Annotated in this window: 14 protein-coding genes; all 14 read left to right on the top strand. The window is 36.8% G+C overall.

All coding sequences use genetic code 11. The features are described 5' to 3' along the window. The first annotated feature begins 38 nt into the window (after positions 1-38). Positions 39-1,793, top strand: coding sequence for a hypothetical protein (locus BMY85_RS02035; protein WP_092475708.1), 1,755 nt, complete (start codon positions 39-41; stop codon positions 1,791-1,793). Between the two features lie 153 nt (positions 1,794-1,946). Continuing rightward, positions 1,947-2,096 (top strand): spore coat associated protein CotJA, encoded by a 150-nt coding sequence (locus BMY85_RS02030; protein ID WP_092475706.1) that lies wholly within the window; start codon positions 1,947-1,949, stop codon positions 2,094-2,096. After that, the gene (locus BMY85_RS02025) at positions 2,086-2,379 is read left to right on the top strand and encodes a spore coat protein CotJB (RefSeq protein WP_092475703.1); all 294 of its coding nucleotides are present in this window, start codon (positions 2,086-2,088) and stop codon (positions 2,377-2,379) included. The genes BMY85_RS02030 and BMY85_RS02025 overlap by 11 nt, the downstream gene beginning before the upstream one ends. A 31-nt stretch (positions 2,380-2,410) precedes the next feature. After that, positions 2,411-3,028, top strand: coding sequence for a manganese catalase family protein (locus BMY85_RS02020; RefSeq protein WP_092475701.1), 618 nt, complete (start codon positions 2,411-2,413; stop codon positions 3,026-3,028). Between the two features lie 143 nt (positions 3,029-3,171). Next, complete coding sequence (locus BMY85_RS16015; protein ID WP_278280372.1) at positions 3,172-3,294, top strand: hypothetical protein; 123 nt, start codon at positions 3,172-3,174, stop codon at positions 3,292-3,294. A gap of 22 nt (positions 3,295-3,316) precedes the next feature. Further along, the gene (locus BMY85_RS02015) at positions 3,317-4,528 is read left to right on the top strand and encodes a beta-ketoacyl-[acyl-carrier-protein] synthase family protein (protein ID WP_177180581.1); all 1,212 of its coding nucleotides are present in this window, start codon (positions 3,317-3,319) and stop codon (positions 4,526-4,528) included. A gap of 1 nt (position 4,529) precedes the next feature. Then, positions 4,530-5,477, top strand: coding sequence for a beta-ketoacyl synthase N-terminal-like domain-containing protein (locus tag BMY85_RS02010; protein WP_092475695.1), 948 nt, complete (start codon positions 4,530-4,532; stop codon positions 5,475-5,477). Positions 5,478-5,589: 112 nt separating this feature from the next. After that, positions 5,590-6,153, top strand: coding sequence for a biotin transporter BioY (locus BMY85_RS02005; RefSeq protein ID WP_092475693.1), 564 nt, complete (start codon positions 5,590-5,592; stop codon positions 6,151-6,153). Between the two features lie 386 nt (positions 6,154-6,539). After that, positions 6,540-7,127: a manganese efflux pump MntP gene (locus BMY85_RS02000; protein ID WP_092475690.1), complete on the top strand. Its 588-nt coding sequence runs from the start codon at positions 6,540-6,542 to the stop codon at positions 7,125-7,127. A gap of 436 nt (positions 7,128-7,563) precedes the next feature. Continuing rightward, on the top strand, positions 7,564-9,258 hold the full coding sequence (locus BMY85_RS01995) for a methyl-accepting chemotaxis protein (RefSeq protein ID WP_092475687.1): 1,695 nt from the start codon (positions 7,564-7,566) through the stop codon (positions 9,256-9,258). A 225-nt stretch (positions 9,259-9,483) separates the two neighbouring features. Further along, positions 9,484-9,918 (top strand): RrF2 family transcriptional regulator, encoded by a 435-nt coding sequence (locus tag BMY85_RS01990; protein ID WP_092475925.1) that lies wholly within the window; start codon positions 9,484-9,486, stop codon positions 9,916-9,918. Positions 9,919-10,023: 105 nt separating this feature from the next. Then, entirely contained in the window at positions 10,024-11,154 is a 1,131-nt protein-coding gene (locus tag BMY85_RS01985) for an AI-2E family transporter (protein WP_177180580.1), read from the top strand. Between the two features lie 113 nt (positions 11,155-11,267). After that, the gene (locus tag BMY85_RS01980) at positions 11,268-11,672 is read left to right on the top strand and encodes an NUDIX domain-containing protein (RefSeq protein WP_092475682.1); all 405 of its coding nucleotides are present in this window, start codon (positions 11,268-11,270) and stop codon (positions 11,670-11,672) included. A 34-nt stretch (positions 11,673-11,706) separates the two neighbouring features. Then, a complete protein-coding gene (gene pyrF, locus BMY85_RS01975; protein ID WP_092475678.1) occupies positions 11,707-12,633 on the top strand; it encodes an orotidine-5'-phosphate decarboxylase in 927 nt (308 codons plus the stop codon). The last annotated feature ends 80 nt before the right edge of the window (positions 12,634-12,713 follow it).

Genomic DNA, 12,713 nt, shown 5'->3' with positions numbered 1-12,713 from the left:
TTTCCATCTAAGAATATACAAGCTCATTAGGTGACAGCATGGATAGACAGAATGAATTAAAAGTATTTTACAATGATATAAAGTACGTAACGAAAAGTTTGGCAAAGGATAGCGAGGCACTATATAGCTGCATAGTATCCACGAATAGTAGACACAGACAGCGAGAACCTCGAGAAGTTGAGGCATTTATGAGGGAAGAAGAGAAACAGTTAGAGGAATTTAGACAATCCATCCATCAGTTACGCAAGCTTTCCAGAAAAGGAAAAATGAAATTTCAGGCTATGGAATGGAAAAGCTTTAAAGAATTAGATGACTGGCTGGCATTGCAGGAAAAAATAACAGAAGAGCTAAAACCTTCGGCTATGTGGTTTCAGACATCCAATTATGATGCAATATATGATATGTTAGATGAAGTACAGACTAAGGCTGAAGATAGTGTAAAAAGCAGAAAGCGTATTTTTGCTGTGTGGAATAAGGATGTTCTGCAGGCTCATAATGTCCGGTTTACCATTGAATATGTGGATATGCTTGGCAGTGGCAGGAAATATTTTAATACAAAATTCTGGAAATACCGCAGGCATTTGAAGACATTATTTACAGCAGAAGAAAATTTATACTGTGATGAGGAAATTAAGCTGTTAAAGAAAAATGTTGCAGTTATGACAGAAAATGATAATTGGCTCTTTTTTAAAAAAAGACGAATCAAAGAAGTTTTAGGTGAGAATTATATAGGAAAAGAGACGGATTTTAGTCAGATACGAAAAAATTATAATTTGTTTTATTCCTGGAAACTTTTACAGCCAGAAGGTTCTAAGATAACATTGGAGACATTTCCACAATACTGTCAGTATCTTGAAAGACTGAAAAAAATAGAAAAACAGGATTATTATGCAAAGCTTCAAGAACTTATTCCTATACTGGCTTGGGATAGTGTGTATGATATGCCATTTGAACAGCTAGAGAAGCAGCTTGCAGATTATCAGTATGCATTGCGGACAATACGGAAACATTATGGGATTTCTTATCTTAGCGATATAAAAGAAGTGTTCACATTGGAAAAATGGAACAAGCTTGTACAAAGGGTAGTGGATAAAGAAAACTGGCTTAAGGAAAAGCAGCCTGATATAGAGAACGTGTTTGGAAACGCTTATGAAGGCAGTGCTACGGACTGGGAGAGAATGAAGGCTTGTATACAGGAAGCTTTCGTTGAGATTAATGGCATTCCTAAAAATAGAATTTTACAATATGGATTTGCTGTAAAAGACGATACAGAAAAAGATAACCGTCTTGTCAGGAAGCTTTCTGGGAAACCTGAGTCTGCAACACAGGCAATACAGTGGATACTTCAGGATGAAACCTCCATTCCAGTAGCCGCTGTCATAAAAAAATGCTGTAAGCTTCTTGGGTTTAAAAGAGCTACTCCAAAATTGAAACAGGAGATAGAAACATCTCTTTATAATGAACTTCCAGAGGGGTTTGGTATAAAGGATGGTTTTGTGATTGTTTCGGATAAGAAAAAATTGCAGTTCTATCTTGCAAAGGATAAAGAGAAACGGGCTCTGGATACTATTTCTAATGAGGAAATGATGTACGGCATTCAGAAGGTCCTTGAGGTAGAGCAGGAAATGACACTGGACGATTTAACGAAACTCTTTTCCAGGCTTCTGGGTTATCCAAGACGTACCAAAAGCCTCCAGTCTCTTGTAGAGAAGGCTGTAAAACAGTTAAAAGACGATGGCCAGATTACTAGAAAAAGCGGAGGCTGGGCATTGCTTACAGATACAGTTTCATAAAAAAATTTTAAAAGAGGAAATTTTCCAAGAGGAATATTTCCTCTTTTAACAATATGTTCGAATGTAAAACAAAAATCAGCTGTACATACTATCTAATGTAACGTGAAATGATTCTAGATTCTTTCTAGAGCCTCTATAGAAAGGAGCAGACTTATGGATAGTGAAGTGGTAATTGGAATGGCATCTGTTCCATGCCAGACATGGAGTGAACCTTATGATATGGCAACAGCACTAAAACAGGGAACGATTTTCCCTGAATTAGACAAACCATTTTATATGGGAGGTGATGAAGATGTCAGATAGAAAAACGTTATTGCAGAAAATTAATGAAGCAAGTTTTGCTGTAAATGACATTACTCTTTATCTAGATACCCACCCAGCAGATACAGAAGCATTACAATTTTTTAAAAAGGCAATGAATGAACGGAAGGCAGCATTAGAAGAATTTGAGTCTCAATATGAACCGCTTATTGTAGATTGTGTGAATCCAAAAGAAAATAATAAAAATGGATTTGCTACTGATTATCCAGCACAGGAGCATTGGACATGGGGAGATGGACCAATTCCATGGGATAACGTAGAATAGCATTACAGAACGACGGAAGGAGAAATCATATATGTGGAATTATGAGAAAAGACTACAGTTTCCAGTGAATATTAAAAAAACAGATCCAAAGACAGCTCAGTTTATCATGTCACAATATGGTGGCCCAGATGGAGAATTAGCAGCTTCTCTACGTTATCTTTCCCAGCGTTATACCATGCCAGACAAAGCAATTGGAGGATTGCTTACAGATATTGGTACAGAGGAACTGGCACATATGGAGATTATTTGTGCAATTGTATACCAGCTGACAAAAAATTTATCCATTGAAGAAGCCAGAACAGCAGGCTTTGATGCTTATTATATTGATCATACAGGTGGTATCTGGCCAGCGGCGGCAGCAGGAATTCCTTTTACAGCAAAAGAATTTCAGTCAAAAGGGGATGCTATAACAGATTTGTTTGAAAATCTGGCAGCAGAACAGAAAGCAAGAACCACTTACGATAATATTTTGCGTTTTCTAGATGATCCAGACATCATAGCACCAATCAAATTCCTTCGAGAACGAGAAATTGTGCATTTCCAAAGATTTGGAGAGGCTTTGGAAAAAATGAAAGGTCAGTTAGATTCTCGAAATTATTACTTCTTTAATCCAGAATTTGATAAAAAATGTGTAGATGTAGAGATGTAAAATAAGGTATAATGTGATTAAACAATAAGGAGCCTTTGTACTTGTTTGCAAGGGCTCTTGAAAAGGGAGGAGATAAATAATAGATAGTCAAGGGAATATTTTTGATTTATTTCTACGTTATTTCTTAGAAAAGAGGTATAGGAATGAAAAAAATGAAACAGTCCTTAGGAAGAGAGGATTTAGTAGCAGGAGAGATACAGGCAAAGGAACTATATTCGTACATAACCGTCAACTATATGACAAAAGTATTTCAGAATGTCATGTAACCGTTTAAAAAGGGGATTTTTTATGGGAAAAAGAGTAGTAATTACAGGTATGGGTGCAATTACACCATTAGCCAATAGTGCTGTTGAAACATGGGAAAGAGTGAAAAAGAACGAAACAGGATTTCAGATTGCAGACTGGGTAAAGGATGTGGATTCTCCAGCTAGTGTAAAGCTTATTGGGAAAGTACAAGCTAAAACAACGGAAGGAAAACTAAGTTATTTTGCAAGGCATGCTTTAAAAGAAGCATTTGAAGATTCAGGTTTAAAGGAAGAACAGTTAGAAAAGACAAAAGTATCCATTGTGCTAGGAAATGGAATCGGAGAAGCTCAGGCTTATTATGAACAGTTTCAGGAAAACAAAGATATGGATGAAGATGAATTACAAAAAATTCTTCCTGGAAAAGTAACCAGTATGCTGGCAGAAGAATTCGGCGTAAATGCTAGAAGTACAACGATTGTAGGAGCTTGTTCTTCTTCCATATACTCCATAGGAAAGGCATTTCGTGCAATTAAAGAGGGAAAAACAGATATTTCATATGTTGTTGGTGTAGAAGCAGCAGTGTCCCCTTTAGGAGTTTCGGCATTTCAAATACTTGGAATTTTAAGCCCAAGTAGCGATAAAGACTGTGGCTCCATGCCATTTGATGTTAGAAGAAATGGATTTGTATTAGGTGAAGGATCTGGAGCAGTTGTGTTAGAAGAGTACGAACATGCAAAAAAAAGAAATGCAAAAATCTATTGTGAAGTAGTAGGCTTTGGGGCAAGCTGCGATGCACAAAAAATAACAGCACCAGATACGGAAGGCATTGGAGCAGAAATAGCAGTTCGTGATGCTTTAAAAGAAGCAGACCTGCCAGATAACCAGATTGATTATTTCAATGCACATGGAACAGGTACCCGTATCAATGATGAAGTGGAAGCCAAAGTACTTCTTCATGTGTTTGGAGAAAAACAGCCTTATGTTAGTGCAACAAAATCTATGACGGGGCATTTAATAGGAGCCTGTGGCCTTGTAGAATCTATTATATGCAGTTATGCGCTTTATGAACAGTTTGTTCCAGGAACTGCAAATCTTGACACTCCAGACAATAACTACCCATTAAATTATGTTTATGAAGGAAAACCAGCTCATCTGGAAACGGCCATGAATAATACGTGTGCATTTGGAGGGCAGAATGCAACACTTATATTGAAACGTGTTGTGGAACCGGAACCAGAGAAAGGAGCAAAATGATATGGAAAGAATTGTAATTAGTGGTATTGGAATTCAGGTGCCAGAAGGATATAAAGATGCAATGGGGGCTGATAGCAAAGAATATCAGGAAATTCGCCTTTCAGAAGAAGGGTTTCAAATGATGGATCGAAAAAGCAGAAAGCGTCTAGACCGTTATATTCAAAATGGCATGCTATCTGCGGCAATTGCTGTGAATTTATCTGGAATTGACTTAAGTGAAGATGCCGATCATATAGGAATTATTGCAGCTTCTTCCTTTGGAAGTGTAACCACTATAAACGAGGATGTAACTAGCTATATAGAGACAGGACATATATCGCCATTATTTATTCCCAAAGTAGTTATGAATATGTTTGCTGGAAACCTTGCAATTCAATTTGGAGTAAAAGGAGTAAATTACACGATTGGAACGGGATTTAATGCTGCAATGGATGCTTTAATTGAGGGAGTTGAACTGCTGCAGGAGAAGCGTGCAAAGGCGGTAATTGTATGTGCAGCAGAATCGGCTATTGGAAAATATGGGAAAAAGCTGTTTCAGTCTTATAAGGCAGATCCTTTTTATGAGGCAAGCTCCGTTTATGTAGAAGGCAGTGGTGCTTTTGTATTAGAGACTTATGAGAATGCAATAGCAAGAAACGCACATATTTACGCAGAAATAGCAGGGTATGATACGTTTTTCCAAAAATCCATTCAAAAAGAAAGCAGATTATCCAGATTAGCAGGTGGAAAGCAAATTGATGGAAAGGCAAAAGTTTGTGGCTTAGGGTATGATAGAGGAGACGCATTTTGCATTTTGGAAAGCAGCGATAATTGTTTTGGTGCAAGCCATCCTGCTATTTATGTAAAGGAGGCAATTGACAGAATAGAACAAGAGGAGTTCTCGTCTATTACGGTTTATTCTATGAATGCAGAAGGAAATAATTCTCAGATAACTTTAAAAAGAGTTTAGTAGCCGTATTTTAAGGATATTCTAATTAGTCAACCAGTTCAAATAAAAAGGTTGACATTCCTGGTTCTTTTGGTATGATTATAGTATCAAAAGAATTAGGAAGGTACATATCATGGAAAAAGTTATTGTAAACAGTAAGCGTAAAAGCAGTACATATGAAATGGCAGGAATTGCTTTAATGGCAGCATTAATGTGTATATTAGGGCCAATGTCAATTCCGGTTGGTGCTGTTCCAATTACATTAACGAATTTAGTAGTGTATTTGGCAGTTTACCTTTTAGGAACCAAAAAGGGTACAACTAGTTATGGAATTTATTTAGTATTAGGGATATTTGGACTGCCTGTTTTTTCAGGATATTCCGGTGGTGTAGCAAAGCTGGCAGGTCCAACAGGCGGATATCTTATTGGATTTATATTTATGGCTCTTGTTACAGGAACCGTTATTAAACTGGCATGTTATCATGTGGTATGGAGCGTTATGGGGATGGTAGCGGCTACTTTCATAGCGTATGCTTTTGGTACTGGATGGTTTGTGGTGCAGGCACAATGTAAGGTAGCTTATGCATTAGGAGTATGTGTGTTTCCGTTTTTGCTAGGGGATTTTATAAAAATAGTATCTGCTGCATTTCTAGGTCCTGTGATACGCAGACAGCTTGCGAAAGCTAATTTGCTGTAAAAGAAAAACAGCATAGGAAAATCATAAAATTTTCGTATGCATTTTTATCACAGGCACATCACTTTATGCATATGTTATAAGAACAACTGATAAAAATAATCAGTAACCATTGACATGAAAAAAAACAGTATGTTACAATAAGGACGCTCTACATGAGGGAGTAATTGGCGCATGCGTGGCAAGTCAACATACTGGCTTCTGGCCAGGCTTGTCTAAAATAATGAGACTCATGTATGGCTTTAAAGCTATACATGAAAATGTTTCTCATTAGGAATGTGATGTTAGAGAATATAATTCAGGTATAGCTGTGGCTTACCTGTTTTTTTTTGCATGATGTGGAATAGGTAAAAAGAAAATGAATAGGATAAATTAGAAAGGTGGAGACAATGAGTTATCAGGAGATTTTTTTAATTGGTGTGGGCCTGTCTATGGATGCTTTTGCAGTAGCATTGTGTAAAGGGCTCAACATGAAAAAGGTAAATTACGTGCACACCATAATAATTGCTTTGTTTTTCGGGGGATTTCAGGCGTTTATGCCATTAATCGGCTGGTTTCTTGGAAAAAGTTTTGAATCTTGCATTAAAAGTGTAGATCACTGGATTGCATTTGCTTTGCTTGCATATATAGGTGGCAAGATGGTTTATGAAGCAATCAAAGGGGAAGAAGAGAAAGAAGAAACAGCAGGTGATAAGCTGGATTTGAAAGAGCTGACAATTATGGCGGTTGCTACAAGTATTGATGCATTAGCAGTGGGGATTACCCTTGCATTCCTGAAAGTATCAATTGCAAGCTCTATTACCATTATTGGGATTACTACTTTTGTTTTATCTTTTGGCGGTGTTATGATCGGAAACCGTTTTGGCATGAAATTTAAAAGTAAAGCTGAAATTGCAGGGGGCGTAATTCTTATTTTAATTGGTCTTAAAATTCTATTGGAGCATTTAGGAGTAATATTTTTTAATTTTTTGTCATAATCAAGGCAGTTGGGCATATAGTTTATAGATGTGCAAACTGGAAGGACGGATTTTATTATTGCGGAAAATATGTCAAAGTGGCTATTGTGGCGTGTATTCTGTTCCTGGCAATGCAGTTTGTGAAAGGGCTAGGAACAGAAGAAAAGACCAATGCCATCAATCCCGAATATATTTGGCGATGCTTTCATATGTGGTAGAAGAGATGCTGTTCCATAATCTACAAAATTGTTTGTTCATTGTGTATATTGGTCAAATGACCATTCATCCTTTCTTACGTTTTTATTTATAATCAGCATATCTGGTTTGCTGATTAAACCAGAAATTATGAAAAAGAACTATAGAATTTATAGAACTATAGGAAAATTATTGTTTGATAAGGCAGTTTATTATATAATTAATATAACATTAGAATATTTGCTTATAAGGGGTGCTTATTATGAAATTGAATATGAAAGTAAAAGTAATTGTTGCAGTAGTCATTATGATGGCAATGACTTTAGGGATCGGGGCGATTAGCCAAAAGTCATTGACAGACGTAAGAAGGACAACCATTGCAGTAAAAAATGGAAGTGGCAGCCGTATTTTATACATACAGGAAATCAATACACAATATGTGAAGACTCAGACAAATCTGCTTACATTTTTTACAGCTCAGGATGAGAATGTAAAGGTTGAGGCGAAAGCAGCGCAAAAGGATCAGTTTTTAAAACTTTCTGAAGTTATTCAGACTTACAGGGACAGTGCAACAGATGAAAAAGACATCCGTAATGCAGACAAACTTTTAGAACTAGCAGACTCTTATAGTAATTATTTTGAATCTTATCTAAAAGGAAATGTGAGAGTTTCCAGCGTAACAGAAGCCGGTGAGAAAGTTGGCATGCTGCTCAATGAGATGATTACGGAAAATGCAACAGCAACCAATAATCAGCAGACTAGCCTGATTCATACTGCGGATAGGGCAAGCAGTTCTATCAATACAGGTAACATCATTGTAATCTTTGTTGCTATTTTAATGGCTGTTTATCTGGTATGGATTGTTGTGATTCCAATTGAGCGTGTAAAAAAACAGCTAGACATTATAATTAAAAAACTCAACCGCAATAAATTTGACACTAATGACCGCATTTTCATTAAATCTAAGGATGAAATAGGCATTCTGGTAAACAACATTAATCTGCTGATTGAGAAAATGGGAAATATTCTTCTGCTAATCAGTGAAGATTCTAACCGCCTGATTACTAGCGTCAAGGTAGTTTCAGGAAAAGTGGCAGATACCAATACTAGTGTAAATGATTCTTCAGTGGCAATGGAAGAATTAGCATCAAGTATGCAGGAAATTGCGGTAACGACACAGGAATTAACATCAAATTCGGATGAAATCTATGACCAGATGGTGAAATTCGCAGAAAATGCTAAAGATGGTTCTGCCTATGCCAGCAAGCTTATGAAAGAAGCGAAAACAAGTAAAAAGCAGGCCAATCGGAGTAAAGAAGAAACGAAAGATGTCATTGAAGAAATCAGTAGTGACTTGTCTAAATCTATTGATAACAGCAGACAGGTAGACAAAATTGATGAATTAACGGAAGAAATCTTAAACATTTCTGCCCAGACGAATCTATTGGCATTAAATGCATCCATAGAAGCAGCCAGAGCAGGAGAAGCGGGAAAAGGATTTTCTGTTGTTGCGGATGAAATCCGTGAGCTTGCAGATACCAGCAAGGAAACGGCTAATACTATTCAGGAGATAAGCAAGTTAGTGCAAAAAGCAGTACATAGGCTGTCAGGAGATTCTTCTAAGATGATTCATTTCATTGAGGAAACTGTAATGGGCGATTACGACTCATTTGTGGCTATGGCAGCACATTACTATGAAGGGGTTCATGAAATTGATAAGAAGTTCCATGATTTTGCCAAGATGTCAGATCAGTTACAGGATACGATGCAGACAGTAGATCACTCCATTCATTTAATTGCAGATACCATTGAAGAAAGTTCTGGAACTATTAACTCTGTAGCAGAAAATGCAACGGATATGGTTTCTGCCATGGAAGGGGTTACGGAAGGAATGCAAGTTAGTGAAGACGTATCTAAGGCTCTTTTAGGTGAAGTTAAGAAGTACATTAACCAGTAAAATTACATAAATAAACAGAAAAAGCTGTTTCTGTTTCTGCGAAAATATATCGTTGGAAATGGAGACAGCTTTTTTCCATTGACGAATGACATAGATAGTTTTATACTAATTCATAGTATATATATATGAAATATATAAATAGGAAGGTGATAAAATTGCCGTATGTATTTCAGGAGGGAAGGATTCTATAGATTTCTATTAGGAAAAGTAGAGGGGGATATCGGAATGAAAGTATCTTCGAAGGGAAAATATGCGATTCGTTTTCTGCTTGATCTGGCAGTGAATGACACAGGGGAATATATTTCCCTTAAACTGATTTCTTCAAGACAGGAGCTGTCAGAGAAGTATTTAGAGCAGACCAGTTCTCTGTTATCAAAGGCGGGACTTGTAAAAAGCACAAGAGGTTCCAATGGAGGGTATAAGCTGGCAAAAAAACCAGAGAATTATACAATCGGGACAATTCTTCGATTAACAGAAAGAACTCTTGTAGAGGAATACGAAGGACGAGAGAACAAGAATATGGATTACACCAATGAAACAGTGGTAGATCAGATGCTACAGCTTATATCAGAAAAGGTAGTACTGCTTTTGGAGGAACTTACCCTGCAGGATCTGGTGGATATGTACCAGAAGACAGTATTTGATGATTATGTGATATAAAGGACGGTTCGAAATGGAAAAACGGCAATTGCGTAACAGGAGAAAAAACAGTATACTAGAATTACAACGATTTCGAAAGAAATGTAAGGATGTATGGAGGAAATTATGAAGGATTTAAGTTTAAGAAAAAAATTGATCGTCATAACGTATGCTGCGTTTTTACTGTTTGTCGTTATGAAGTTTGATTTTGTCAGGGGCGTTTTAAGTAATATCATGCATATTTTATCGCCCTTTTTATTAGGAGTGGTACTTGCATTTATCTTAAATAAACCTATGTGCTTTTTTGAACGTCTTCTTAGTAAGAAGATAAAGAAAAAGTCAACTGTCAGAGGATTATCTATAACCATTGCATTTTTAATTTTTTTATTAATTATAGTGGCGGTTATCTGGTTCATTGTTCCTCAGCTAGTAGTAAATGCCAATATGTTTATATCAAGAACGGGCATATATATTAACAGATTAGAAGTCTGGATCAATGATTTAAGTGACAAATACAATTTAAAAAGTGTGGACTTTCAAATGCTGTCAGGACAGCTGACAGATATTATCCAGTCTGTATCTACATTTGTTGTAAATTACATTCGTGATATTGTTCCTAGATTGATTACCGTGACGACAAACCTTGTTAGTGTAATTTTTAATTTAGTAATTACCCTTGTGTTTGCCATAAACCTTTTAGCAGGAAAAGAGCATCTGCTTAAACAGATTGCACAGCTGAATCATGCATATATTCCAGAAAAGTATTCTAAGAAAAATGAGAAAATTGCTTTAATTGTAAATGATATTTTTGGAAAGTATTTAATTGGACAAGTTACAGAAGCTTGTATTTTAGGTGGACTGTGTTTTATAGGAATGAATATATTCCGCTTTGATTATTCCGTTCTGATTAGTACCCTGATAGCAGTAACGGCTTTAATTCCTGTTGCAGGAGCCTGGATTGGTGGAGGATTATCATTTTTGCTGTTAGCCTTGGTTTCGCCAATTAATGCGGTAATGTTCTTTATATACCTGACAATTCTGCAGCAGCTGGAAAACAATCTGATATATCCAAGAGTAGTAGGCAGTTCCATTGGACTTCCGGGAATCTGGGTTATTTTCGCTGTAACAGTTGGTGGAGGCTTGTTCGGCCTTGCAGGAATTATGGTCAGTGTACCTACTATGTCGGTAATTTATGCTTTAATTGGTGAGAATGTAAAACAGCGATTAACGAAAAAGTCTAGTAAGACAATTAATTGAAGTATGGGACATACTATGCTATAATATTTTGAGATTCTGTTAGAAAGATAGTAAGGCTTAGACTTTTATAGTAGAAGCCTTCCTGTTAGCATATAGCATAATTGGAGGGAAGTATGGAAAAATATAAAATCAAAGTAAAAGGAATAGTGCAGCATGATGACAAATACCTGATTGTAAAGCGATGGTACGATGACAGAATTGAAGAGCCGTATCAATGGGAGTTTTTAGATGGCCAGGTTGTATTTGGAGAATCGCCAGATAAAGCGGTTGTGCGTGCTGTTGCAGACATGACAGGGATCGATGCTTACATAGGGAAGATAATGTATACCTGGTCCTTTATGCTAGGGGATGTATGTAGTATCGGATTGGCATATTTAATGATTACTGCCAATGATGACATTGTATTATCAGAAGATTTGATTGAATACAAATGGGTTACTAAAGAGGAGATAAAAGAGTATATTACCAATCCGCACGTGCTAGAGGATATCGAAAAAAGCTTAGCAGATGAACTATAATATACAACAGGATAGTAGAAAGGCTTGATTGATTATGATTAACAAATTAGTAAAGAAGATTGAAGATTTACAGGCACCGATTGTAGCAGGGTTAGATCCTATGCTTAATTATGTACCGGATCATATTAAGGAAAAAGCATTTGCTGAATATGGTGAAACATTAGAAGGGGCAGGAGAAGCCATCTGGCAGTTTAACAAAGGGATTGTAGATGCTGTTTGTGATCTGATTCCAGCAGTAAAGCCACAGATTGCTATGTATGAGCAGTTTGGAATTCCTGGTTTACAGGCGTTTAAAAAGACTGTTGATTACTGTAAGGAAAAAGATTTAGTGGTAATCGGAGATATCAAACGTGGTGACATTGGTTCTACTTCAGGAGCTTATGCAACTGCACATGTTGGACAGGTTCAGGTTGGCAGCAATAAATTCCGTGCATTTGATGAGGATTTTGTAACTGTAAATCCGTACTTAGGAACTGATGGCGTGAAACCTTTTATTGAGGTATGTAAGGAAGAAAAGAAAGGTATCTTTGTTCTTGTTAAGACATCCAATCCATCTAGTGGAGAATTTCAGGATCGTTTGGCAGATGGAAAGCCTTTGTATGAAATAGTAGGAAAAATGGTGGATGAATGGGGACAATCCCATATGGGAGATTCCTATAGTTATGTAGGTGCAGTAGTAGGTGCTACTTATCCGGAAATTGGGAAGGTGTTAAGACAGTTAATGCCAAAGACTTATATCTTAGTACCTGGATATGGTGCACAGGGAGGGAAAGGTTCCGATCTTGTACATTATTTCAATAAAGATGGATTAGGAGCTATTGTTAATTCCTCTAGAGGCATTATTGCTGCTTACAAGCAGGATAAGTATGCAAGATTTGGAGCAGAAGCTTATGCAGATGCATCAAGACAGGCTGTACTGGATATGAAAGAGGATTTGCTTGGAGCATTGGCTGGAAAGTAAGAAAGAACTGGTTAAAACGGAGCAGAATAATGGTTAAGAAAAAAGCTGGACACAGAAAAAGTGTTCAGCTTTTTTCTTTC

The organism is [Clostridium] polysaccharolyticum, from assembly GCF_900111595.1.
In the GTDB taxonomy this organism is placed as follows: Bacteria; Bacillota; Clostridia; order Lachnospirales; family Lachnospiraceae; genus Clostridium_AI; species Clostridium_AI polysaccharolyticum.
This window is presented reverse-complemented; position numbering and strand designations above follow the sequence as displayed.